23 protein-coding genes are annotated in these 24,709 nt (G+C 55.9%); 16 read left to right on the top strand and 7 right to left on the bottom strand.

Translation table 11 applies throughout. The features are described 5' to 3' along the window. Window positions 1–98 precede the first annotated feature (98 nt). The 10 genes from yiaK to araD all read left to right on the top strand — a co-directional run bounded on the left by yiaK (window position 99) and on the right by araD (window position 9,126). A complete protein-coding gene (yiaK, locus tag EGY08_RS16055) occupies window positions 99–1,097 on the top strand; it encodes a 3-dehydro-L-gulonate 2-dehydrogenase (RefSeq protein WP_049113629.1) in 999 nt (332 codons plus the stop codon). 11 nt (window positions 1,098–1,108) lie between these two features. After that, entirely contained in the window at window positions 1,109–1,573 is a 465-nt protein-coding gene (locus EGY08_RS16050; protein WP_004126501.1) for a YhcH/YjgK/YiaL family protein, read from the top strand. A 23-nt stretch (window positions 1,574–1,596) separates the two neighbouring features. Further along, window positions 1,597–2,538 carry a DUF4862 family protein gene (locus EGY08_RS16045; RefSeq protein ID WP_049113628.1) on the top strand — a complete coding sequence of 314 codons (942 nt, stop codon included), beginning with the start codon at window positions 1,597–1,599 and terminating at the stop codon, window positions 2,536–2,538. Between the two features lie 132 nt (window positions 2,539–2,670). Further along, on the top strand, window positions 2,671–3,144 hold the full coding sequence (gene yiaM, locus EGY08_RS16040) for a 2,3-diketo-L-gulonate TRAP transporter small permease YiaM (protein WP_004126507.1): 474 nt from the start codon (window positions 2,671–2,673) through the stop codon (window positions 3,142–3,144). Window positions 3,145–3,146: 2 nt separating this feature from the next. Next, window positions 3,147–4,424 carry a 2,3-diketo-L-gulonate TRAP transporter large permease YiaN gene (gene yiaN / locus EGY08_RS16035; RefSeq protein ID WP_004126509.1) on the top strand — a complete coding sequence of 426 codons (1,278 nt, stop codon included), beginning with the start codon at window positions 3,147–3,149 and terminating at the stop codon, window positions 4,422–4,424. 11 nt (window positions 4,425–4,435) lie between these two features. Further along, the gene (gene yiaO, locus EGY08_RS16030) at window positions 4,436–5,422 is read left to right on the top strand and encodes a 2,3-diketo-L-gulonate TRAP transporter substrate-binding protein YiaO (protein WP_087828424.1); all 987 of its coding nucleotides are present in this window, start codon (window positions 4,436–4,438) and stop codon (window positions 5,420–5,422) included. Between the two features lie 3 nt (window positions 5,423–5,425). Next, the gene (locus EGY08_RS16025) at window positions 5,426–6,922 is read left to right on the top strand and encodes an FGGY-family carbohydrate kinase (protein WP_123828666.1); all 1,497 of its coding nucleotides are present in this window, start codon (window positions 5,426–5,428) and stop codon (window positions 6,920–6,922) included. Beyond that, window positions 6,919–7,581, top strand: coding sequence for a 3-keto-L-gulonate-6-phosphate decarboxylase UlaD (gene ulaD, locus EGY08_RS16020; RefSeq protein WP_049113623.1), 663 nt, complete (start codon window positions 6,919–6,921; stop codon window positions 7,579–7,581). The genes EGY08_RS16025 and ulaD overlap by 4 nt, the downstream gene beginning before the upstream one ends. Continuing rightward, on the top strand, window positions 7,574–8,434 hold the full coding sequence (locus tag EGY08_RS16015) for an L-ribulose-5-phosphate 3-epimerase (RefSeq protein WP_004126521.1): 861 nt from the start codon (window positions 7,574–7,576) through the stop codon (window positions 8,432–8,434). Before ulaD ends, EGY08_RS16015 begins: the two co-directional genes overlap by 8 nt. Beyond that, a complete protein-coding gene (gene araD, locus EGY08_RS16010) occupies window positions 8,428–9,126 on the top strand; it encodes an L-ribulose-5-phosphate 4-epimerase (RefSeq protein ID WP_004126523.1) in 699 nt (232 codons plus the stop codon). The genes EGY08_RS16015 and araD overlap by 7 nt, the downstream gene beginning before the upstream one ends. A gap of 188 nt (window positions 9,127–9,314) precedes the next feature. Here the strand turns inward: araD and EGY08_RS16005 are convergent, their stop codons facing one another. Next, the gene (locus tag EGY08_RS16005; protein WP_004126526.1) at window positions 9,315–10,118 is read right to left on the bottom strand and encodes an AraC family transcriptional regulator; all 804 of its coding nucleotides are present in this window, start codon (window positions 10,116–10,118) and stop codon (window positions 9,315–9,317) included. A 252-nt stretch (window positions 10,119–10,370) separates the two neighbouring features. Between EGY08_RS16005 and EGY08_RS16000 the strand changes: the two genes are divergently transcribed. Together EGY08_RS16000 and EGY08_RS15995 are read left to right on the top strand one after the other, a co-directional pair. Then, window positions 10,371–11,771, top strand: coding sequence for an MFS transporter (locus EGY08_RS16000; RefSeq protein WP_123828665.1), 1,401 nt, complete (start codon window positions 10,371–10,373; stop codon window positions 11,769–11,771). A 10-nt stretch (window positions 11,772–11,781) separates the two neighbouring features. After that, entirely contained in the window at window positions 11,782–13,743 is a 1,962-nt protein-coding gene (locus tag EGY08_RS15995) for a glycoside hydrolase family 127 protein (protein ID WP_123828664.1), read from the top strand. 107 nt (window positions 13,744–13,850) lie between these two features. On the opposite strand, the gene selB is transcribed toward EGY08_RS15995, so the two are convergent. From selB to EGY08_RS15970, 5 genes are all read right to left on the bottom strand, one after another. After that, on the bottom strand, window positions 13,851–15,692 hold the full coding sequence (gene selB / locus EGY08_RS15990; protein ID WP_123828663.1) for a selenocysteine-specific translation elongation factor: 1,842 nt from the start codon (window positions 15,690–15,692) through the stop codon (window positions 13,851–13,853). After that, the gene (gene selA, locus EGY08_RS15985) at window positions 15,689–17,077 is read right to left on the bottom strand and encodes an L-seryl-tRNA(Sec) selenium transferase (RefSeq protein WP_087828419.1); all 1,389 of its coding nucleotides are present in this window, start codon (window positions 17,075–17,077) and stop codon (window positions 15,689–15,691) included. Before selA ends, selB begins: the two co-directional genes overlap by 4 nt. A gap of 95 nt (window positions 17,078–17,172) precedes the next feature. Further along, window positions 17,173–17,781: a glutathione S-transferase gene (locus EGY08_RS15980; protein ID WP_004126536.1), complete on the bottom strand. Its 609-nt coding sequence runs from the start codon at window positions 17,779–17,781 to the stop codon at window positions 17,173–17,175. A 91-nt stretch (window positions 17,782–17,872) separates the two neighbouring features. Beyond that, the gene (locus EGY08_RS15975; protein WP_024359733.1) at window positions 17,873–19,009 is read right to left on the bottom strand and encodes an HlyD family secretion protein; all 1,137 of its coding nucleotides are present in this window, start codon (window positions 19,007–19,009) and stop codon (window positions 17,873–17,875) included. Between the two features lie 3 nt (window positions 19,010–19,012). Beyond that, the gene (locus tag EGY08_RS15970; RefSeq protein ID WP_087828417.1) at window positions 19,013–19,384 is read right to left on the bottom strand and encodes a DUF3302 domain-containing protein; all 372 of its coding nucleotides are present in this window, start codon (window positions 19,382–19,384) and stop codon (window positions 19,013–19,015) included. A 535-nt stretch (window positions 19,385–19,919) separates the two neighbouring features. Between EGY08_RS15970 and EGY08_RS15965 the strand changes: the two genes are divergently transcribed. The 3 genes from EGY08_RS15965 (at window position 19,920) to mtlR (ending at window position 23,836) form a co-directional block, all read left to right on the top strand. After that, window positions 19,920–21,830, top strand: a complete 1,911-nt coding sequence (locus EGY08_RS15965; protein ID WP_049114682.1) for a PTS mannitol transporter subunit IICBA — start codon at window positions 19,920–19,922, stop codon at window positions 21,828–21,830. Between the two features lie 125 nt (window positions 21,831–21,955). After that, window positions 21,956–23,221, top strand: a complete 1,266-nt coding sequence (mtlD, locus tag EGY08_RS15960) for a mannitol-1-phosphate 5-dehydrogenase (RefSeq protein WP_228712755.1) — start codon at window positions 21,956–21,958, stop codon at window positions 23,219–23,221. A gap of 18 nt (window positions 23,222–23,239) precedes the next feature. Next, entirely contained in the window at window positions 23,240–23,836 is a 597-nt protein-coding gene (gene mtlR, locus EGY08_RS15955; RefSeq protein ID WP_004137764.1) for a mannitol operon repressor MtlR, read from the top strand. Here mtlR and EGY08_RS15950 read toward each other — a convergent pair. After that, a complete protein-coding gene (locus EGY08_RS15950) occupies window positions 23,825–24,049 on the bottom strand; it encodes a hypothetical protein (RefSeq protein WP_004126554.1) in 225 nt (74 codons plus the stop codon). The two genes, mtlR and EGY08_RS15950, sit on opposite strands and share 12 nt — an antisense overlap. A gap of 274 nt (window positions 24,050–24,323) precedes the next feature. Between EGY08_RS15950 and EGY08_RS15945 the strand changes: the two genes are divergently transcribed. Then, window positions 24,324–24,686: a YibL family ribosome-associated protein gene (locus EGY08_RS15945; RefSeq protein ID WP_004126558.1), complete on the top strand. Its 363-nt coding sequence runs from the start codon at window positions 24,324–24,326 to the stop codon at window positions 24,684–24,686. The last annotated feature ends 23 nt before the right edge of the window (window positions 24,687–24,709 follow it).

Here is a 24,709-nt window from a genome sequence, read left to right as displayed (position 1 = left end):
AATTTTTGATCTATATATTTGGAATCAGGTTTCGCATTGTGAAATTTAGAGATAAAAAAACATACCATCATTTTTAAGAATCGACCAGGGGAGCTGGGATGAAAGTAACTTTCGCAGAGTTAAAAGAGGCCTTCTATCGTGTGCTACGGTCACGAAATATCACGGAAGAAACGGCGGACGAGTGCGCTGAAATGTTCGCCAGAACAACCGAGTCCGGGGTCTATTCCCATGGTGTTAACCGTTTTCCGCGTTTCATCCAACAGTTAGATAACGGCGACATTATCCCTGAAGCTAAACCGCAGCGGGTGACCAGCCTCGGCGCCATCGAACAATGGGATGCCCAACGCTCCATCGGCAACCTGACGGCGAAAAAGATGATGGATCGGGCCATTGAGCTGGCCTCCGGGCACGGTATCGGTTTGATCGCACTACGTAATGCCAATCACTGGATGCGCGGCGGCAGCTACGGCTGGCAGGCGGCGGAAAAAGGCTATATCGGCATTTGCTGGACCAACTCCATCGCCGTGATGCCACCCTGGGGCGCTAAAGAGTGCCGCATCGGTACCAACCCGCTGATCGTCGCCATTCCGTCGACGCCGATCACCATGGTGGATATGTCGATGTCGATGTTCTCCTACGGTATGCTGGAAGTTAACCGCCTTGCCGGCCGCGAACTGCCCGTGGATGGTGGATTCGACGATGAGGGTCATCTGACCAAAGAGCCTGGCGTAATCGAAAAAAATCGCCGCATTTTGCCAATGGGCTACTGGAAAGGCTCCGGTCTGTCCATCGTGCTGGATATGATAGCCACTCTGCTTTCTAACGGTTCCTCCGTTGCTGAAGTCACCCAGGAAAACAGCGATGAATATGGCGTTTCGCAGATCTTCATCGCCATTGAAGTGGATAAGCTGATCGACGGCGCAACCCGTGATGCCAAACTGCAGCGGATTATGGATTTCGTCACCACCGCTGAACGGGCAGATGAAAACGTGGCCATTCGTCTGCCTGGTCATGAATTTACGAAACTGCTGGATGAAAATCGTCGTAACGGCATCACCATTGACGATAGCGTCTGGGCTAAAATTCAAGCGTTGTAGGGAGTTAAAATATGATCTTTGGTCATATCGCGCAGCCGAATCCATGTCATCTGCCAGACGCGATTGAGAAAGCGCTTCATTTTTTACGCACCACAGACTTTCGCACGCACGAACCCGGCGTCGTGGAGATTGATGGTAAAAATATTTACGCGCAGATCATCGATTTAACCACCCGCGATGCCGCTGACAATCGTCCCGAGGTGCATCGCCGCTATCTGGATATTCAATTTTTGGCGTCGGGTGAAGAGAAAATCGGTATTGCTATTGATACCGGCAATAATGAAATAAACGAAGCCTTATTAGAACAGCGTGATATTATTTTTTACCACGATAGTGAGCATGAGTCGTTCATTGAAATGATACCGGGAAGTTACGCGATTTTTTTCCCGCAGGATGTTCATCGGCCAGGTTGTAATAAAAATATCGCTACGCCAATCAGGAAAATAGTCGTTAAAGTTGCAATAGCGGCTTTATAGAAAATTATTTTCAGGAGCACACTATGAATTCGAATAATACCGGTTACATTATCGGTGCGTACCCCTGTGCCCCCTCATTTCACCAAAAGAGTGAAGAGGAAGAGACGGAATTCTGGCGACAGCTCTCCGATACCCCAAACATTCGTGGGCTGGAGCAGCCTTGCCTTGAACATCTGCATCCACTCGGCGACGAGTGGTTATTGCGCCATACGCCGGGAAATTGGCAAATCGTTGTCACCGCCATTATGGAGACCATGCGCCGCCGCGGTGAAAACGGCGGCTTTGGGCTGGCGTCCAGCGACGAAGAGCAGCGCAAAGCCTGCGTGGAGTACTATCGCCACCTGCAGCAGAAGATCGCTAAAATCAATGGCAATACCGCCGGAAAGGTCATTGCCCTTGAGCTTCACGCCGCCCCGCTGGCGGGCAATGCCAACGTGGCTCAGGCGACCGACGCCTTTGCCCGTTCATTAAAAGAAATTACCCGCTGGGACTGGTCCTGCGAGCTGGTGCTCGAACACTGCGACGCAATGAATGGCCCCGCACCGCGCAAAGGATTCTTACCGTTAGAAAACGTGCTGGAAACCATTGCTGACTATGACATCAGCGTCTGCATTAACTGGGCGCGTTCCGCCATTGAAGGGCAGAATAGTCGTTTGCCACTAACCCACGTGCATCAGGCCAAACGGGCAGGAAAGCTCGGTGCGCTGATGTTCTCCGGCACGACGCAGAGCGGAGAGTACGGCGCGTGGCAAGATCTCCATGCTCCATTCTCCCCTTTCTGCTCGCAAAGCCTGATGACCGAGAAACATGCCAGGGAGCTCATTACCGCCGCCGATCCCGATCCGCTGCGGTTTACCGGGATTAAATTGCTGGAAATCAATGCCAGCGCCGATATTAATCACCGCATTAGTATATTACGTGACGGTATTAATACTCTGGCGAAAGCCACCCAGCGGTTGACCTGACTCAAGTATTAAAATCTTAATTTACGACGAACAATTCGTTTTTGTACCGGACCTAATATACACCAGGCATAAGAAGTTAAGTTCCAATATTCAGCGCAAAAAATATAAGTTCCACAACCTGATGGAGTCGTTATGAAGCGGGTACTTGAGGGCATACTTGCGGTATTAATTGCCGTACTTTCCTGCATTGTATTTATTAATGTGGTTTTACGTTATGGTTTTGAGAGCAGTATTTTATCAGTGGATGAATTATCTCGTTATCTCTTTGTATGGCTGACATTTATCGGTGCCATCGTTGCATTTATGGATAACGCTCACGTTCAGGTCACCTTTGTAGTGGAAAAACTCTCACCAGCGAATCAACGCCGTCTCTCGCTACTGACACATTCGCTGATTTTATTGTTATGCATCGCACTAGGCTGGGGCAGTTTGCAAAAAGCGATGCAGGACTGGAGCGATCACTCGCCAATCCTCGGTTTACCTATTGGCCTGATGTATATCGCTTGTCTGCCCACAAGCGTTGCCATCGCATTAATCGAACTGCGTCGGCTGTATCGCTTAATAACGCGTAACGATTCCTTTCAACAACCACAGCAAGGAGCCTAATCATGGCCGTGGTGATATTTCTCTGCTGCCTGCTCGGCGGGATCGCGATTGGTTTACCCATCGCCTGGTCGTTACTACTTTGCGGCGCTGCTCTGATGACATACCTGGATATGTTTGACGTGCAGATTATGGCGCAGACTCTGGTTAACGGGGCAGACAGTTTCTCCCTGCTGGCGATTCCTTTTTTTGTTCTGGCCGGGGAAATCATGAACGCGGGCGGCCTGTCAAAGCGAATCGTCGATCTGCCAATGAAGCTGGTCGGCCATAAACCCGGCGGCCTGGGCTACGTAGGCGTTATTGCAGCCATGATCATGGCCAGTCTTTCTGGCTCTGCGGTGGCGGATACCGCCGCGGTTGCCGCGCTGCTCGTGCCGATGATGCGTTCGGCAAACTATCCGATCAACCGCTCCGTTGGGTTAATCGCTTCCGGCGGGATCATTGCACCCATTATTCCACCCTCAATTCCTTTTATTATCTTTGGCGTTTCCAGCGGTCTGTCTATCAGCAAGCTGTTCATGGCTGGCATCGCACCGGGAATCATGATGGGCGCGGCGCTTATGCTCACATGGTGGTGGCAAGCCGGGCGATTAAATCTTCCCTCCCAGCCCAAAGCAACAACGCGTGAAATCTGGCAATCATTAGTTTCAGGCATCTGGGCGCTGTTTTTACCGGTGATTATCATCGGCGGCTTCCGTTCCGGGCTCTTCACGCCAACAGAAGCTGGGGCAGTTGCCGCGTTTTACGCCCTCTTTGTCGCCGTCGTTATCTATCGGGAATTAACGTTTTCCAGTCTTTACCACGTGCTGGTCAATGCTGCCAAAACAACCTCTGTCGTCATGTTTCTGGTCGCCGCGGCACAAGTATCCGCCTGGCTGATTACTATCGCGGAATTGCCAATGATGGTGTCAGATTTGCTGCAGCCGCTGGTCGACTCTCCGCGACTCTTATTTATCGTCATTATGATTTCAATTATGGTCGTGGGTATGGTGATGGATTTAACGCCAACGGTGTTAATTCTTACCCCCGTATTATTACCGCTGGTTAAAGAAGCAGGCATTGACCCTATTTATTTCGGAGTCATGTTCATCATTAACTGCTCTATAGGGTTAATCACACCGCCGGTCGGTAACGTTCTTAACGTGATATCCGGCGTAGCAAAATTAAAGTTTGATGACGCGGTGAGAGGCGTATTCCCGTACGTTGCCGTCCTGATGTCGCTGCTGGTTCTGTTTATTTTTATTCCCGAGCTAATTACCACACCGCTTAAATGGATTAATTAAAGGATAATATTATGAAATTACATGTTATTGCTCGTTCATTATTCATAGCTGGTCTGACAGTTTTCAGCATGTCGTCTCTGGCGGCGCAGTCTTTACGTTTTGGTTATGAAACACCGCAAACTGACTCCCAACATATTGCTGCGAAAAAATTTAACGAATTATTAAAAGAAAAAACCAATGGCGAATTGGCCTTAAAACTTTTTCCTGACAGCACATTAGGTAACGCACAGGCGATGATCAGCGGGGTGCGTGGCGGAACCATTGATATGGAAATGTCCGGTTCAAACAATTTCACCGGCCTGGCCCCGGTATTCAACTTACTTGATGTTCCATTCCTGTTTCGCGATACCCCACATGCGCATAAAACGCTCGACGGTAAAGTCGGCGATGAACTGAAAAAATCACTCGAGTCAAAAGGGCTAAAAGTTCTCGCGTACTGGGAAAATGGCTGGCGTGACGTTACTAACTCCCGTACGCCGGTAAAAACCCCTGCCGATCTAAAAGGGTTAAAAATTCGTACCAATAACAGCCCAATGAATATCGCGGCTTTTAAAATCTTTGGTGCGAACCCGATTCCGATGCCGTTCTCCGAAGTCTATACCGGGCTGGAAACCCGCACGATTGATGCCCAGGAACATCCTATTAATGTCGTCTGGTCGGCCAAATTCTATGAAGTACAAAAGTACCTTTCTCTGACTCACCACGCTTATTCTCCTTTGCTGTTGGTGATCAATAAAACCAAATTCGATTCTTTAAGCCCGCAGTTTCAGGAAGCGCTGCTAAGTTCCGCCAAAGAAGCCGGCGACTATCAGCGCAAACTGGTCGCCGAAGATCAGCAAAAAATCATCGACGGCATGAAGCAAGCCGGAGTGGAAGTTCTGACCGATATCGATCGTAAAACCTTTAGCGATGTGCTCGGTAACCAGGTACGCGATATGTTCCTGAAAGACAGCCCTCAGGGCGCAGATCTCCTGAAAGCCGTTGATGAGGTGCAATAAGTTATGAGCGATTACTGGCTGGGGTTAGACTGCGGCGGAAGCTGGCTGAAAGCCGGATTGTATGACCGTGAAGGCCGGGAGGCAGGCGTAGAGCGCCTGCCGCTGCGCACGCTCAGTCCACAGCCGGGTAGAGCAGAGCGCGACATGTATGCGTTATGGCAACAGTGTGCTGCGGTTATCGCCACATTGCTCTCACGTACCGGCATCGACAATACCCGCATCCGCGGTGTAGGCATCTCAGCTCAAGGCAAGGGGCTGTTTTTACTAGATAAAAATGACAAACCGCTGGGAGCGGCAATCCTCTCATCCGATAGGCGCGCGATGGGCATCATCCATCAATGGCAGCAGGATGGTATTCCGGAACAACTCTACCCCATTACCCGACAAACGTTATGGACCGGCCATCCGGTCTCCCTTTTACGCTGGATGAAAGACAATGAACCTCAGCGCTATGCGCAGATAGGCTGCGTCATGATGACGCATGACTATCTGCGCTGGTGCTTAACCGGCGTGAAAGGCTGTGAGGAGAGCAACATCTCCGAGTCAAACCTTTACAACATGGCCGCGGGCCAGTACGACCCGCGCCTGACCGAGTGGCTGGGCATCGGTGAAATCGATAACGCGCTGCCACCCGTTGTAGGGTCAGCCGAAATTTGCGGGGAGATCACCGCTCAGGCAGCCGCTTTAACCGGTCTGGCGGCGGGTACTCCCGTCGTTGGCGGCCTGTTTGACGTGGTCTCCACCGCCCTTTGCGCCGGGATTGAGGATGAATCGGCCCTCAATGCGGTAATGGGAACCTGGGCCGTCACCAGCGGGATCGCCAACGGTTTGCGCGAGCACGAAGCCCATCCTTATGTCTATGGCCGCTACGTCAATGACGGCCAGTATATCGTTCACGAAGCCAGCCCGACCTCGTCCGGCAACCTCGAATGGTTTACCGCCCAGTGGGGCGATCTCTCGTTTGCTGAGATCAATCAGGCCGTAGCCAGCCTGCCGAAAGCCGGTAGCGAGCTGTTTTTTCTGCCGTTTCTCTACGGCAGCAACGCCGGGCTGGAGATGACCTGCGGCTTTTACGGCATGCAGGCGCTGCATACCCGCGCCCACCTGCTGCAGGCGGTTTATGAAGGCGTGGTATTCAGCCATATGACCCATCTCAACCGTATGCGCGAACGCTTTACAAGCGTTCAGGCCCTGCGCGTCACCGGCGGCCCGGCGCACTCCGACGTCTGGATGCAAATGCTGGCGGACGTCACCGGCTTACGCGTTGAACTGCCGCAGGTGGAAGAGACCGGCTGCTATGGCGCGGCCCTCGCCGCTCGCGTCGGCACTGGCGTATACCGCAGCTTTAGCGAAGCCCGGCACGCCCGGCAGCACCCGGTGCGCACGCTGCTGCCCGATATGACCGCCCACGCGCGCTATCAGCGCAAATACCGCCACTACCTGCATTTGATTGAAGCACTACAGGGCTATCACGCCCGTATTAAGGAGCACGCATTATGAGCCGACCATTACTGCAGCTGGCGCTCGACCACACCAGCCTTCAGGCTGCGCAGCGCGATGTCGCCCTGCTACAGGATCACGTTGATATTGTGGAGGCGGGAACCATCCTCTGCTTAACCGAAGGGCTTAGCGCGGTTAAAGCCCTGCGCGCCCAGTGTCCGCAGAAGATCATCGTCGCCGACTGGAAAGTCGCCGACGCCGGTGAAACCCTGGCGCAGCAGGCCTTTCGCGCTGGCGCCAACTGGATGACCATCATCTGCGCCGCGCCGCTCGCCACGGTCGAGAAAGGCCACGCCGTGGCCCAGGCCTGCGGCGGTGAGATTCAGATGGAGCTGTTCGGCAACTGGACGCTGGATGACGCCCGCGCCTGGTACCGTACCGGCGTCCATCAGGCGATTTACCATCGCGGACGCGATGCCCAGGCCAGCGGGCAGCAGTGGGGGGAGGCGGATCTGGCGCGCATGCAGGCGCTCTCCGACATCGGCCTTGAGCTATCGATCACCGGCGGCATTACCCCGGCGGATCTGCCGCTGTTCAAAGATATCAACGTCAAAGCCTTTATTGCCGGGCGTGCGCTGGCAGGCGCCGCCCATCCGGCGCGGGTTGCCGCCGAATTCCACGCGCAAATCGACGCTATCTGGGGAGAACAGCATGCGTAGCCACCCGTTAGGTATTTATGAAAAAGCGCTGGCGAAGGATCTCAGCTGGCCTGAGCGGCTGGTGCTGGCCAAAAGCTGCGGTTTTGATTTTGTCGAAATGTCGGTGGACGAGACCGACGAACGCCTTTCGCGCCTGGAGTGGACCCCGGGCCAGCGGGCATCGCTGGTGAGCGCAATGCTGGAAACCGGCGTCGCCATCCCCTCAATGTGCCTGTCCGCCCATCGCCGTTTCCCCTTTGGCAGCCGCGATGAAGCGGTACGCGATCGGGCGCGGGAGATCATGACCAAAGCCATCCGCCTGGCGCGCGATCTGGGGATCCGCACCATCCAGTTGGCGGGTTACGACGTTTATTACGAAGAGCACGATGAAGGCACCCGGCAGCGTTTTGCCGAAGGGCTGGCCTGGGCGGTAGAACAGGCCGCTGCCGCGCAGGTAATGCTGGCGGTGGAGATCATGGACACCGCCTTTATGAACTCCATCAGCAAATGGAAAAAGTGGGACGAGATGCTTTCGTCACCGTGGTTTACCGTCTACCCGGACGTCGGCAACCTCAGCGCCTGGGGAAACGACGTCACCGCCGAGCTGAAGCTGGGCATCGATCGTATCGCCGCCATCCACCTGAAAGATACGCTGCCCGTGACCGACGATAGCCCCGGACAGTTCCGCGACGTGCCGTTCGGCGAAGGATGCGTCGATTTTGTCGGCATTTTTAAGACGCTGCGCGAGCTGAACTACCGCGGTTCATTTTTGATTGAGATGTGGACGGAGAAAGCCAGCGAGCCGGTGCTGGAGATTATCCAGGCCCGGCGCTGGATTGAATCACGGATGCAGGAAGGGGGATTCACATGTTAGAACAACTGAAAGCCGAGGTACTGGCGGCAAACCTGGCGCTCCCGGCGCACGGACTGGTCACCTTTACCTGGGGCAACGTCAGCGCGGTCGATGAAACGCGCAAGCTGATGGTCATTAAGCCCTCCGGCGTCGAGTATGAGGTGATGACCGCCGACGATATGGTGGTCATAGAGATCGCCAGCGGTAGAGTCGTTGAAGGCGCTAAAAAACCCTCTTCGGATACGCCAACGCATCTGGCGCTTTATCGCCGCTATCCGCAGATAGGCGGGATCGTGCATACCCACTCCCGCCACGCGACGATCTGGTCGCAGGCCGGGCTCGATCTCCCCGCCTGGGGTACCACCCACGCCGACTACTTCTATGGCGCGATCCCCTGTACCAGACGGATGACCGTTGAGGAGATTAACGGCGAGTATGAGTATCAGACCGGCGAGGTGATTATCAAAACCTTTGAACAGCGCGGCCTGGATCCGACGCAAATCCCGGCGGTATTGGTCCATTCGCACGGCCCGTTTGCCTGGGGTAAAGATGCGGCCGACGCCGTACATAACGCCGTGGTGCTGGAGGAGTGTGCCTATATGGGGCTCTTCTCGCGCCAGCTGTCGCCACAGCTGCCGGATATGCAGTCTGAACTGCTCGATAAACACTATCTGCGTAAACACGGCGCAAACGCCTATTACGGACAAAACTAACACCTCGGGACTCCCCGGATCGCGGCTAACGCCTTATCAGGGCTACCGGCGGTCTGCGGTCCCGTAGCCCGGGCAGGCGCTTTGCGCCGCCCCCGGGGAAAGCGTGCAGGATGTTGCAGAATTCTCCCGGAGGCGATGCTGCGCATCTGTCCGAGCTGCCCGTCCCCGTCGGGAAAAGCCCATCAACCCTACGCCGAATTAATATGTTCCTTGCAGTAACGACGCTTCCACGCCGCCGGCGTCAGGCTGGTGTGCTTGCGGAAAATCTTGCGAAAATAGCCAACATCGTTAAACCCGCATTTCATCGCCACCTCGGTAAGCGACAGGGAATCGCTGATAAGCAGCTTTTCCGCCGCCCTTACCCGCTGACGGTGCAGCGCTTCGGTTAACGTCAGCCGGAAAACATGGCGATAAACGCGCCCCAGATAATCCACATTGCAGTGCAGCTCCTGCGCCAGTGTGGATGCGGAAAGGGGCAAATGAAACCGGGTACGAATGATTTGCTGCGCTCGCCACGCCAGCGCGTTACCGGGACTGTCGGCAGGCTGTTCGCCTGCTGCCGCCGAAATTTGCTGCAAAATCAGCAACAGAATCAGCTCCAGCGCCACGCTACGATGAATATTTTCCTGCTCGCGTAAGAATTGGCGGAACAACGAAATAATATACTGCGGGTCATTAACACGCATGTGTTGTGGAATAGAAAGCAGCGTATCACCCTCACCCGACATCACTTCAAAATGCAGCCAGTAGAATTTTAAATCTGCCGGAAACTGTCCGATCCCCACATGTAATCGCTGCGGCCAGAGCAGCAAACTGTCCCCGGCATTGACGCTAAAAATCTCGTTGTTTTCGCGAATCGTTAATGTCCCTTTTTCCACAAAGATTATTTCCCAGGAGTGAAGCCGGCGCGCCGGATGGCTGCCGACGCCGCGGGAAATAAACAATCCGCCGTTCTGCACTTTAATCGGAAGTGACATGGATAATTCAAGCATAGATATTCAATATTCCGCTTTTAATATCATTAACAACCCCTATTCCCTTTGATTATTCACGATAAAATAGCCGTCTGCTGGATCGAAATCACATTTTTACCATCAGGTCGGAATCGTCCTCTTTTTATACTTTTCCCTTCCCTTGCTGCCCCCAACATTTGGTGCAGAATAAATAACGTAATTTGCAAATAACACAATTAAAGCCCGCACTTCAGTGGGATATTATTCGCACATCCTCTCCGGGAGTTATTTATGACTTCGGCTCCGATTACCACAACTGATTTGGCACAGCGTGCCCAGGACGACAAATTATCCCTTCGGGAAAAAATAGGCTACGGACTCGGCGACGCGGGCGGGACGGTGATTACCTGCCTGATCATGAACTTTTTAACTTTTTTCTATACCGATGTCTTCGGCCTGACGCCCGCGCTGGTCGGGACCCTATTCCTGGCCCTGCGCGTTTTCGACGCTGTTTCCGACCCGATCATGGGCGTGCTGGCCGACCGTACCCAGAGCCGCTGGAGACGCTTTCGTCCCTGGCAGCTGTGGATTGCCGTGCCAATCGGCGTTATCGGCGTCCTGACGTTTACCGTGCCCGACGCCAGCATGGGGGTAAAAATCGCCTGGGCGTTCGGCACCTATCTGCTGCTGTCGGTGAGCTACACCGCGATTAACGTCCCCTACTGCGCGCTGATCAACACCATGACCACGCGCCATAGCGAGGTTATCTCATGTCAGGCATGGCGTTTTGTGCTGTGCGGCGTGGCGGGATTCTTAGTCTCCGTTGGGCTGCCGTGGCTGGTGAAAGCGCTCGGCAAGGGCGATACCGCGCAGGGCTATCAGTACGGCGTCGGCGTACTCTGCGCCATCGCGGTGGCGATGTTCCTGTGCTGCTTCTTCTGGGTTCGCGAACGCGTCTCGCTGGATGTCATGGGGAAATTTACCCTGCGCGAGCACATCGCCGGGCTGCGTAAAAACGACCAGCTGCTGCTGATGCTGGTAATGTCGTTCCTGCTGATCAACGTTTTTAATATCCGCGGCGGCGGCTATATGTACTTCATCACCTACGTGCTGGGCGGCTCCACCGGCTACACCTCGCTGTTCTTCACCATGGTAACCTTCGCCTCGATTGCGGGCTCCGTGATCATCAACCTGCTCTCGCGCCGCTTCGATACCGTCAAACTCTACTACTACACCAACCTGGTGCTAGCCGCGCTGGCCGTGGCGATGTGGTTTTTGCCAACCGGGCAAGCGTACCAGACCCTGTGGCTGGTCGTCATTCTCGGTAACGGCATTATTCTCGGCTTTACCCTGCCGCTGCACTTTTCGCTGATGGCCTTCTCCGACGACTACGGCGAATGGAAAACCGGGGTGCGCTCTTCCGGGATGAACTTCGCTTTTAACCTGTTCTTTATCAAGCTGGCATGGGCTTCCAGCGCCGGCATTATCAGCGTCGTGTTTATCTACGTGGCTTATCAGCCGGGCGTGGAAAACCAAACGGCCTCATCCCTGGCGGGCATCTCCTCAATGGAGACCCTGCTGCCCGCCCTGTTCCATCTGCTGCTGGCCTTCACTATTCGCGCCTGCAAGCTTAACAATCCTATGATGGCGCGCATTGCCACTGACCTGCGCACGCGTCACGTTCAGTCTTAAGGAGTCCGTCATGCCCGTTATGGAAGTCGATCTGCACAAACTGAAAATCAACGACCCGTTCCTCGGCCAGTACCAGCAACTGGTACGCGATGTCGTCATCCCCTACCAGTGGGATGCGCTTAATGACCGCATCGAAGAGGCGGACCCGAGTCATGCGATAGAGAACTTCCGCATCGCCGCCGGTCGACAGGAGGGCGAATTCTACGGCATGGTCTTTCAGGACAGCGACGTGGCGAAATGGCTGGAGGCGGTGGCCTGGTCGCTGTGCCAGAAGCCGGACGCCGGGCTGGAAAAAACTGCCGACGAGGTGATTGAACTGGTCGCGGCCGCCCAGTGTGAAGATGGCTATCTGAATACATATTTCACGGTCAAAGCGCCAGAGGAGCGCTGGACAAACCTCGCCGAATGCCATGAACTATACTGCGCCGGGCACATGATTGAAGCGGGCGTCGCCTTCTTCCAGGCCACCGGAAAACGTCGTCTGTTGGATGTCGTCTGCCGCCTTGCTGACCACATCGATAGCGTGTTTGGCCCCGGAGATAATCAGCTGCACGGCTATCCTGGCCATCCGGAAATCGAGCTGGCGTTAATGCGCCTGTACGACGTCACTCAGGAGCCGCGCTATATCGCGCTGGTGAAGTACTTCGTTGAGGCGCGCGGAACGCAGCCGCATTTTTACGATATCGAATATGAGAAGCGCGGCAAAACTTCTTACTGGAACACCTACGGTCCGGCGTGGATGGTGATGGATAAGCCCTACAGCCAGGCGCATCAATCGATTTCCGAACAGCCGGTCGCCATCGGCCACGCGGTCCGTTTCGTCTATCTGATGACCGGTGTTGCCCATCTCGCCCGTTTAAGTCAGGACGAGGGCAAGCGCCAGGATTGTCTGCGTCTGTGGAAAAATATGGCCCAGCGTCAGCTGTATATCACCGGCGGCATCGGTTCGCAGAGCAGCGGGGAGGCCTTCAGCAGCGACTATGACCTGCCAAACGACACGGTCTATGCCGAAAGCTGTGCTTCCATTGGCCTGATGATGTTTGCCCGCCGGATGCTGGAGATGGAAGCCGACAGCCAGTACGCCGACGTGATGGAGCGCGCGCTGTATAACACCGTGCTGGGTGGAATGGCGCTCGACGGCAAGCACTTCTTCTACGTCAACCCGCTGGAAGTGAATCCAAAATCCTTAAAATTCAACCATATTTACGATCACGTTAAGCCCGTCCGCCAGCGCTGGTTCGGATGCGCCTGCTGCCCGCCGAATATCGCCCGCGTGCTCACCTCGCTGGGGCACTATATCTACACGCCGCACGACGACGCCCTGTACATCAACCTGTATGTCGGCAACAGCGTGGAGATCCCGGTCGGCAATGAGGCACTGCGCCTGCGCATCAGCGGCAACTATCCATGGCAGGAACAGGTGAAGATAGTCGTCGATTCATCTTCACCTGTGCATCATACCCTGGCCCTGCGCCTGCCGGACTGGTGCGATAAGCCGCAGGTGACGCTCAACGGCGTGCCGGTTACGCAGGACGTACGCAAAGGGTATCTGCACATCAGCCATCTCTGGCAGGAGGGCGACACGCTACTGTTAACCCTGCCGATGCCGGTGCGCCGCATTTACGGTAACCCGCTGGTGCGCCACCAGGCCGGTTTGGTCGCCGTCCAGCGCGGTCCGCTGGTTTACTGCCTGGAGCAGGCGGATAACGGCGAGCAATTGCATAACCTGCAGCTGCCGTGCGACGCCCGGTTTAGCACTGTAGAGGGCAAAGGGATTTTTGCCCGCAAGATACTTCTCCAGGCGCCTGGCTATAAGCAAACGGCGGAAGATGCCGAAAACCAGGCTCTGTGGAACTATGACCGTGCGCAGTCCACCCGTCAGCCGCAAGTATTAACCTTTATTCCGTGGTTTAGCTGGGCCAACCGCGGCGAAGGCGAGATGCGTATCTGGGTGAACGAGACGGAAGCGTAAGTGTGAACATTCCCCGGTGGCGCTGTGCTTACCGGGGCTACAAGGTTTGTGCGTTATCGTAGCCCGGGTAAGGCGTTCACGCCGCGACCCGGGACAACCTGCTTATTCTAAAGGAACAATGCCTTATCGCGCAGAATATGGTCATTACCGCGACGACGGGTAAAGCCGATACGGTCGAAATACTCGAGGATCTGAATCGCCAGCTTACGCCCGACGTTCAGGGTATCGCGAAAATCCGCCGCGCAGGTTGAGCCTCTTTCCAGATCCAGCTCGCGGATCATTTTGGCAAACGCCACAATCCGATCGTTGCGATAGTAGCGATCTTTAACGATCGCGGTAATCATCCCCTGCTGCGCCGCCTGGCGTAATACCGCCCGCATTAACGACTCTTCTACGTTGGCTTCACGCGCCAGATCGCGAACCCACCATGGCTCATCGGCAAACAACCCGGCAACCCGCTGCCAGATGGCCTGCTGCTCGTCGGTAAAGCCCGCTTTATGCTCCGGCAGATGCAGCCAGCCGTGGTGGCTATGAACAATACCGCTTTCACGCATCTGCTCAATCAGCAGCAGCACCAGCGCTTCATCTTCCATCGGCAGCGCAATACGCCGCAAGCGTTCGCGGCCCGGCCCGGGCTCATCGCGATGCTGGTCGTGGTAACGCGCCAGGGCGTCGAGCAGTTTCCGTTGCCAGCGCGCGGCGAGCGGGGCGCTCAGCAGACTATTGCCCGCCTGCAGGTAATCAGGACGGTTAATCAGCGCCTTCAGCCCTTCGTCGCTGAGCTGACGCGCCCAGGCGAAATCATCGAGGCGCACCGCATCGCGCTGAAGGTGAATATCCAGCGCCTGGACGTCATCGCTCTGCGCGGCGGCCAGCGCGTGCAGCCACTGTAAATACTCCGGCTTACGCTTGCCCCGGCGCGGCGGATTGAGGGTCACCACTCGCGCGCCGGCCAGCGTCAGGCGCGCGGAAATATCGCGCAACACCAGACGGTCGTTATCCGCCAGCCGCAGCGGCGTATCGAGAACCAGCTCCGCCAGCGCGCCTTCGAGCAGCGACACGCGGCCGGTAATATGGCTGGCGGCATGGTGGATATGCAGCGGCTGCCACTGGCTAAGCGGCGTGTGGCACTGGAGTTCGACAATGACCCGTTCAGAGGCTTCCGGCGGCCGTAGCGACAGCAGCCAGTCACCGCGGTTGAGATCCTCTTTTTGCGCATCGCCGACAATATTCAGGGCGATGCGCTGACCGGCCCACGCTTTTGCCACCGGCTGATTCTGCGCGTGCAGGCCGCGCACGCGCATCGGTTTATCGACGCCGGTCAGCCACAGCGTATCGCCAACGTTTATCTCGCCGGATAACGCCGTCCCGGTGACCACCAGCCCCGCACCTTTGACGGTAAACGCCCGGTCGATCGCCAGGCGAAAACGCTGATGCTGCGGGTGAGCGCGCGCGGAAAGCTGCAGGAGATGATCGCGCAGCCCGGCGATACCCAGACCTTCCGTCGCCGCGACGGCGAACAGGGTCGCGCCGGTAAAGCCGAACTCCGCCAGCACCGCCTCGACCTCCGCCTTCACTTCCTCAACCCGCGCCGTTTCTACGCGGTCCGCTTTGGTCAGCGCCACGGTTAACGTCGGCTGCCCGGTAAGCTGGAGGATCGCCAGATGCTCGCGCGTCTGCGCCATCACCCCATCATCGCAGGCCACCACCAGCAGCGCGTGATCGATACCGCCAACGCCGGCCAGCATATTGGACAGAAACTTTTCGTGACCGGGGACGTCGATAAAACCCAGCACCCGCCCGTCGGGCTGCGGCCAGTAGGCGTAGCCGAGGTCGATAGTCATCCCGCGCGCTTTCTCTTCCGGCAGGCGATCGGCGTTGATGCCGGTAATCGCCTGCAGCAGCGTGGTTTTGCCGTGGTCAACGTGGCCGGCAGTGGCAATAATCATCTCAATAACATCTCCATAAACCGGGTTTCATCCTCAAGACAGCGCAGATCCAGCCACAGGCGGCCATCGTAGATCCTGCCAATAACCGGCACGGGCAACAGACGCCAGCGCGCCGCCAGGGCTTCCAGCCGGCTGCCGCGGCCATCGCGCGGGGTCAAGGTCAACGCCGCGCTGGGCAAGCGGTCCACCGGCAGCGAGCCGCTGCCAATCTGCGACAGGCATGGCTCAACTTGCAGGTCAAAATCAGCATAATGCGCAGCCAGCGCGGCCTGAATGCGCTCGCCCTGCAGGCGGATCTCGTCCGCCTGGCGAGTCAGCAGACGCAGGGTCGGCAGTTCAGCGGCCAGCTTTTCCGGATGCAGATAGAGGCGCAGCGTCGCCTCGAGCGCCGCGAGGGTCATTTTATCCGCCCGCAGGGCGCGCTTGAGCGGGTGGTTCTGCAAACGGTCGATCAGCGCTTTTTTACCGACGATAATTCCCGCCTGCGGACCGCCCAGCAGTTTATCGCCGGAGAAGCTCACCAGGCTGACGCCGGCGGCAATCATCTCCTGCGGCATCGGCTCTTTCGGCAGGCCGTACTGGCTTAAATCAACCAGCGAGCCGCTGCCGAGATCGGCGACCACCGGGATATTCAGCTCGCGGCCAATCTCCGCCAGCGTCGCCTCATCGACCGCTTTAGTAAAGCCCTCGATGCTGTAGTTGCTGGTGTGCACCTTCATCAGCAGGCCGGTATTGTCATTCACCGCCTGACGATAATCTTTCGCGTGGGTGCGGTTCGTGGTTCCGACCTCATGCAGGACACAGCCCGCCTGGCGCATCACGTCGGGAATACGGAACGCGCCGCCGATCTCCACCAGCTCGCCGCGCGACACCACCACCTCACTGCCGCTGGCGGTTGCCGCCAGCATCAGCAGCACCGCTGCCGCATTGTTGTTGACGATACAGGCGTCTTCCGCGCCGGTGATCTGGCAAAGCAGGTCGGACAGCGCGCGATCGCGGTGGCCGCGTCCGGCATCGTCAAGATCGTATTCCAGCGTCACCGGCGCGCGCATCGCCTGGGTCACCGCCTCCACCGCCGCTTCCGCCTGAATCGCCCGCCCAAGGTTGGTGTGCAGCACGGTACCGGTCAGGTTGAACACCGGGCGCAGCGCACTTTGCTGTCTCTGCGTCAAACGACGCGAGGTCTCCATTAGCCACGCTTCGCACCAGTCCGGCAGCGCCTGGTTCAGGCGGATGTATTCCCGCGCCTCGTCCAGCATCTGACGCAGCAGCGCCACCGTCTGGGCATGACCGTATTGCATCAACAGCGGTGAAAATGCGGGGTCGCGGAGTAAACGGTCGATGGCCGGAAGCCGGGTATAAAGCGCACGAATTTCGCTAGTCATGAATGAACCTATTTTCCCCCCTCCCAACGGGAGAGGGAGTCAACAAATGAGCAGCAATTGTAATGCCTCCGCGCAAAAACTGTTACCTGTCTGGGTCAACTCACCGGCGGTTCAGTGCGCGCAAAGCTGGCGCGTTGAAAGAGGGAATCCACCAGCCGAACCAGCTTCGGTCGAGTAGCGCACCAGCCCGGCGCGACGCGACGGAAATTGAGATAAGCAATGGCGCAGGCGGTCGAAATGGTTGCCAGATTGACCTCATCAGGACGTAATGTCCCGTCACCTGCATACCCTTCCAGCGCATCAAGCCCGCGAGCAATTTTTTCGCGCTGGCGCAGCAGTTCGCTTTCCGACTGCTGGGCCGCCGGGCGCGTTTTCTCCCGTACCAGCGTTTGCGCAGCCTCCATCACGCCATCAGCCAGCGCTTCAATTTGACGCAATTTCAGCGCGGCCTTCGGCGCCACAGGCAACATATCCGGCGCGATGCCGAGCAGCTCCAGATATTGCGCAATAATGGGCGAGTCGTACCAGCATTCACCGTCGTCGGTGACCAGAGCGGGTACTTTTCCCAGCGGATTATACTGCGCCACGCCGTTGGTCTCGTGGTAAGGGAATTCGTTGACGAACTCGAAGGGGATCGCTTTTTCCAGCAATATGACGGAAATTTTGCGCACAAAGGGACTGGTGTAGCTGCCGATCAGTTTCATTGCCTGCTCCTTTCGCCAACAAAGTAGTAAGTATGGCGCAGACGCAGGCAAATAGCAGAGAGAGAAATCACCTCATTCCGGACCGACCCCGCTAATGGTCCAGATAGAGATAGTGCATCCAGCTGGTCATCCGCAGCAGCACCTTGCGCATCACCGAAACGTGGGTGAAATGATCGGAGTAGACCGCCACCTGGGCGTAAATGCCGTCAGGCAGGGCGTCTACGGCGGCATCAGGCTCCAGCTCAATGGTCGCCAGCACGCCGTCGGTGCCCGGCGTCACCGTCAGCGCCTGCAGCGTGCCCTGCGCCTGGTATGTTCCCCCCGGCACGACTGGCAGGATGCTAACCAGCTTGCCGCGAAAGACCTGTCCCGGCAGCGCGTTGAACACCGCTTCAGCATCGTCGCCCTTCTCCAGCCTGAGCAGCGAATTTTGCCGGAACTGCGCCACAATCAGCCGTTTTTGCTGGGGGATAAAGACCATCACCGGACGCAGCGGCAGCGAGGCGGCATAGGTCCCAGGACGAATTAACACCTGGGTGATATAACCATCGCTGGGCGCGCGCACGGTCGTCTGATCGAGGTTATATTTCGCCTCCGCCAGCTGCGCGCGCAGGCTCACCACCTGCGACTGCTCACCGTTTATCATGCTGTCGAGCTGGCTCTGGATCTGTGCCTGCTCCGCGACAGACCCTTTCACCATTGCATCCTGCGCCAGATAGTTTTGCCGGGCATTATCGATATCGCTTTCAGAAAACGGATTGACCCGCGCCTGGCTTCCTTTCAGGTAGCGCTGATAATCCTTGTACAGACGGTCGCGCTCCGCCGAAACGCGCGTGGTATTGGCCTGAGCCTCAGAAAGCTGGGCTTTAAGGGTATTAATGCTGTGCAGCGCAGTAACAAGGTCGGCCTGCAGCCTGTCCACCCGGGCCTGATAACGCGCCGGATCGATGGTAAACAGCACCTCGCCCTTTTTAACCCGTTGATTTGCTTTATCCGTGACGCTGCTGACCACCCCGGTGACTTGCGGCGTAATAGGAATAGAAATAACCGCTTTTTGCGCGGTAAAGGTATACGGGTGGTTATAGTTCATTAATAAAATAAGCGCGCTAACAATAAATACGCCGCCCAGCGCCGCGGTGGGAACCGTCCATTTATTTACCGGGATCTTAAATATTTTAAATATCGACCAGGCAATTGCCACATAGGTCAAAATAATTAGCAGATCCATGAGTTATTTCTCCACCGAAGGAGGTTGAGCTGACGGTCTAAGACCGTTTATTTGCTGCTCGAGCGCGATAACCCGCTGGCGCAGTTCGCTGATTTCGTCCCCCTCTTCCACCGCCTCAGACGGCGTCTCGTCCCGCCGATGCTGCATACCCCAGCCGCGTTCTGGCCGGTAAAGCGTGGCCCATATCCATAAAAACGGCCAGATGACGTGCAGCGTAAAAAGGCTCACCCAGCCCGCGACGTGAATCGCATCGGCATGCGGATGATTACGTTTCTTCGCGATCAGGTAAGGAATATCATGAAGAATGATGATTCCATAAAAAATCACCAGAAATACAAAGATCAGAACACCGAGCGCAAAATAATTGAGAAACATAATTTCCTCGGATTTACGCTAATTATTTTCAGGATGTGTGCCGGGCCGGATGAAAAATGGGCCGACAAAATGAGCATAATTCACCCGTATCATTTTCGCCATTGATGACTAAAATGTTCTTTAAGCGATCGCGTTGCTGAGTGACGTATCAGCAAGCGGAACGCGGCATAACCTGCGCGAGATCACACCAGGCTAAATCCTGGTGAAAATATTTTGTGATAAACATCACAGATAAATAACAAAGTGCCAAAGTAAATTTGTGATTTTCATCACATAAAAATGCATTATCCCCCCTTAAAACCCGGTCTGTTGTTTTTTTACACATCCATTTTGTGATGCAGATCACTACAAAAGACCGTCATCGCCCTATATTCATGTGATCCAAATCACATAAAAATCCATCGACTGGACAGCTTAACGATTCAGTGCCAGATTTCGCACTATCACTCAGGGCCCGGCTACCTCTGCCGCCTTATTAACAACAAGCCTCGGGCTTTCAGCCTGCCGATAGCAAAAACAGAAGAAGGGGTGTTTTATGTCATCCGATATCAAGATCAAAGTGCAAAGCTTTGGTCGTTTCCTCAGCAATATGGTGATGCCAAATATCGGCGCGTTTATCGCGTGGGGTATTATCACCGCTCTATTCATTCCGACAGGATGGTTACCGAACGAAACGCTGGCGAAGCTGGTTGGTCCGATGATCACCTATCTGCTGCCGCTGCTGATCGGTTATACCGGCGGTAAGCTGGTTGGCGGCGAGCGCGGCGGCGTGGTCGGCGCGATTACCACCATGGGCGTTATCGTCGGCGCGGATATGCCAATGTTCCTCGGCTCCATGATCGCCGGCCCGCTGGGCGGCTGGGCAATTAAAAAATTCGACGTCTGGGTAGACGGTAAGATCAAATCCGGTTTTGAGATGCTGGTGAATAACTTCTCCGCAGGCATCATCGGTATGATCCTCGCCATTCTGGCGTTTCTCGGCATTGGCCCGGCGGTTGAAGTCCTGTCGAAAATTCTGGCCGCAGGCGTTAACTTCATGGTGGCGCACGAGATGCTGCCGCTGGCGTCTATCTTTGTTGAACCGGCGAAAATCCTGTTCCTCAACAACGCCATTAACCACGGTATTTTCTCGCCGCTGGGTATTCAGCAATCCCACGAGCTGGGCAAATCGATCTTCTTCCTGATCGAAGCTAACCCAGGTCCGGGGATGGGCGTCCTGCTGGCGTATATGTTCTTCGGCCGCGGCAGCGCCAAACAGTCTGCGGGCGGTGCGGCTATCATCCACTTCCTCGGCGGTATCCACGAGATTTACTTCCCGTACGTGCTGATGAACCCGCGCCTGATTCTGGCCGTTATCCTCGGCGGGATGACCGGCGTGTTCACGCTGACCATCTTTAACGGCGGTCTGGTCTCTCCGGCTTCCCCGGGCTCCATCCTGGCCGTGCTGGCGATGACGCCGAAAGGCGCCTACTTCGCTAATATCGCCGCGATTGTCGCCGCGATGGCCGTTTCCTTCGTGGTCGCAGCGGTTCTGCTGAAAACCAGCAAAGTGAAAGAAGAAGATGATATCGAAGCCGCGACCCGTCGCATGCACGATATGAAAGCCGAATCCAAAGGCGCCGCTACTCCGCTGGCCGCTGGCGATGTCGCGAACGACCTGAGCCACGTACGTAAAATCATCGTCGCCTGCGACGCCGGTATGGGCTCCAGCGCCATGGGCGCAGGCGTGCTGCGTAAGAAAGTGCAGGATGCCGGGCTGAGCAATATCTCCGTGACTAACTGTGCGATTAACAACCTGCCGCCGGATGTGGACCTGGTCATCACCCACCGCGATCTGACCGAGCGGGCGATGCGTCAGGTGCCGCAGGCGCAGCATATTTCGCTGACTAACTTCCTCGACAGCGGCCTGTACACCAGCCTGACTGAACGTCTGGTTGCGGCGCAGCGCCATACTGACAACGAAGAGAAAGTCCGCGATAGCCTGAAAGACAGCTTCGAGGCGGCTGACACCAACCTGTTCAAACTCGGCGCGGAGAACATCTTCCTCGGTCGTAAAGCGGCGACCAAAGAAGAAGCGATTCTGTTTGCCGGCGAGCAGCTGGTGAAAGGCGGCTACGTTGAGCCGGAATACGTCCAGGCGATGCTGGACCGTGAAAAGCTGACCTCCACCTATCTGGGTGAGTCTATCGCGGTACCGCACGGCACGATTGAAGCGAAAGATCGCGTCCTGAAAACCGGCATCGTCTTCTGCCAGTATCCCGAAGGCGTGCGCTTCGGCGAAGAAGAGGACGAGGTGGCTCGCCTGGTTATCGGTATCGCGGCTCGTAATAACGAGCATATTCAGGTCATTACCAGCCTGACGAACGCGCTGGACGATGAATCTGTGATTGAGCGTCTGACGAAAACCACCAGCGTTGAAGAAGTTCTGACGCTGTTGAAAGGGTAATTTGTCTCCCGGCGGTGCGCCGGGAAACGCCCCCCTCTCTCCTTAGTCATGGGGAGAGGGTTTGGGTGAGGGAAAAGCCTCACCCCAGCCCTCTCAGGTAAAAACATTAATTTAAGGTTAATACTATGAAAGCATTACATTTTGGCGCAGGTAATATCGGTCGTGGCTTTATCGGCAAACTGCTGGCGGACGCGGGGATACAGCTGACGTTTGCGGATGTAAATCAGGTCGTTCTTGATGCCCTGAATGCCCGTCATAGCTATCAGGTTCACGTAGTCGGCGAGAACGAGCAGGTTGATACCGTTTCCGGCGTTGATGCCGTCAGCAGCATCGGCGATGAAGTCGTGGAGCTGATCGCCCACGTGGATCTGCTGACCACCGCCGTCGGCCCGGTCGTGCTCGAGCGCATCGCACCGGCGATTGCCAAAGGCCTGGCTAAACGCAAGGCCCAGGGCGTTACGGCCCCACTGAATATCATCGCCTGCGAGAATATGGTTCGCGGCACCAGCCAGCTTAAGGGCCACGTTTTTAACGCCCTGGCCGAAGAGGATAAAGCCTGGGTTGAAGCCAACGTCGGCTTCGTTGATTCCGCCGTTGACCGCATCGTTCCGCCGTCCGCTTCCGCCACTCACGATCCGCTGGAAGTCACCGTGGAAACCTTCAGCGAGTGGATTGTCGACAAGACCCAGTTCAAAGGCGAACTGCCGAACATCCCAGGTATGGAATTAACCGATAACCTGATGGCATTTGTCGAACGTAAGCTATTCACCTTAAACACCGGACATGCTATAACCGCCTACCTCGGAAAACTGGCGGGCCACCAGACGATTCGCGACGCGATTCTTGATGAGAATATTCGCGCTGTGGTCAAAGGGGCAATGGAAGAGAGCGGCGCGGTGCTGATCAAACGCTATGCCTTTGATGCGCAAAAGCACGCTGCATACATCCAGAAAATTATTGGTCGTTTTGAGAACCCGTATCTGAAAGATGACGTTGAGCGCGTTGGCCGCCAGCCGCTGCGCAAACTGAGCGCGGGGGATCGCTTAATTAAGCCGCTGCTCGGCACGCTGGAATATGGCCTGCCGCATCGGAATCTGGTGAAAGGGATCGCCGCGGCGATGCATTTCCGCAGCGAAGAGGACCCGCAGGCGCAGGAACTGGCGGCGCTGATTGCCGAGAAAGGTCCGCAGGCTGCGCTGGCGCAGATTTCGGGTCTGGACGCGGCAAGCGAAGTGGTGGCGGAGGCCGTTAACGACTACAGCGCCACCAAGCGAAGAGGACCCGCAGGCGCAGGAACTGGCGGCGCTGATTGCCGAGAAAGGTCCGCAGGCTGCGCTGGCGCAGATTTCGGGTCTGGACGCGGCAAGCGAAGTGGTGGCGGAGGCCGTTAACGACTACAGCGCCACCAAATGAGGCAAGACCTGGCGCGGTCCGAACCGCGCCCATTACTCATGTCAGATATGCAGGCAATAATGGAAGAAACACAGGCATTTGAAAACCGTGTGCTTGAACGTCTGAATGCTGGCAAAACCGTAAGAAGCTTCCTGATCGCCACCGTTGAACTGTTGACGGAAGCGGTCAATATTCTGGTGCTTCAGGTATTCCGTAAAGACGACTACGCGGTGAAATACGCAGTGGAGCCGTTGCTGGACGGCGACGGGCCGCTTGGCGACCTTTCTGTACGCCTGAAGCTGATTTACGGCCTTGGGGTGATTAGCCGCGCCGAATATGAAGACGCTGAACTGCTGATGGCCCTGCGCGAAGAACTGAACCACGACGGTAATGAGTACAGCTTTACCGACGATGAGATCCTTGGACCGTTTGGCGAACTGCACTGCGTAGCCGCTCTGCCGCCAACGCCGCTATTTGATGAGAGCGATGCGGACCTGCTGGCAATGCAAAAGCTGCGCTACCAGCAGGTCGTACGTTCGACAATGATGCTATCTCTGACCGAGCTGATTTCTAAAATCAGCTTAAAAAAAGCCTTTCAAAAATCAACGCTCTGATTCTGGCTCTTGCTGGTCGCACGTCGGCCGATAAAGCTGACGATAATACTCAAGACGCCGCAGAAATAGCGCTTCTTTATCAGCCGGAATATCCGGCGGTATATGCTGCAAACGCGGAGATTTTTTCAGATATTCCATAAAAGCCTGGCTTGAAGCCATAAAATCTACGGCCTTATCAATAATGCGCGGTACGCCGTCGCCGATTTTCGCCATCACGCTCTCCTCTGCTCGGGAATGATCTTATTAAGGATTAGCCAAAAACAGGCTTTCAGATGAGGAAAACGTGCTGAATGACCGACAGGCTTCACAGAAATGAATATTCGCCAACTCTGGCTAAAAATGATTTTTATGTTCAATAGGTTATTGAATGCCGTTACGGCTGTTATGACCAAAAAACGGCGACGTTTTGATAAATTACTACCCACAACCCAAGCGACAGCACATACTATAGTCTGATAATGCCCCTTTCTTAATAGATTAAGCCATCATGAAAGAAGTCGAAAAAAACGAAATTAAACGTCTGAGCGATCGTCTTGACGCCATCCGCCACCAGCAGGCCGATCTGTCCCTGGTTGAAGCCGCAGAAAAATACGCCGAGCTGGAAAAAGAAAAAACCACCATTGAGGCAGAAATCATCCGCCTGCGTGAGATTCAAGGCCAGAAGCTGAGCAAAGAAGCGCAAAAGCTGATGGACATGCCGCATCGCCGCGCCATCACCAAAAAAGAGCAGGCCGATATGGGCAAACTCAAGAAAAGCGTGCGCGGTCTGGTTGTTGTTCACCCGATGACCGCGCTGGGTCGCGAAATGGGCCTCAAAGAGATGACCGGCTTCGCCAAAACCGCGTTCTAATCCTGTCGTCCCCGGTGGCGGCT

Origin of the sequence: Klebsiella sp. FDAARGOS_511, from assembly GCF_003812845.1 — a bacterium.
Taxonomy (GTDB): domain Bacteria; phylum Pseudomonadota; class Gammaproteobacteria; order Enterobacterales; family Enterobacteriaceae; genus Klebsiella; species Klebsiella grimontii.
Note: the sequence above shows the minus strand (reverse complement) of the source record. Positions and strands in the feature narration are given on the sequence as shown.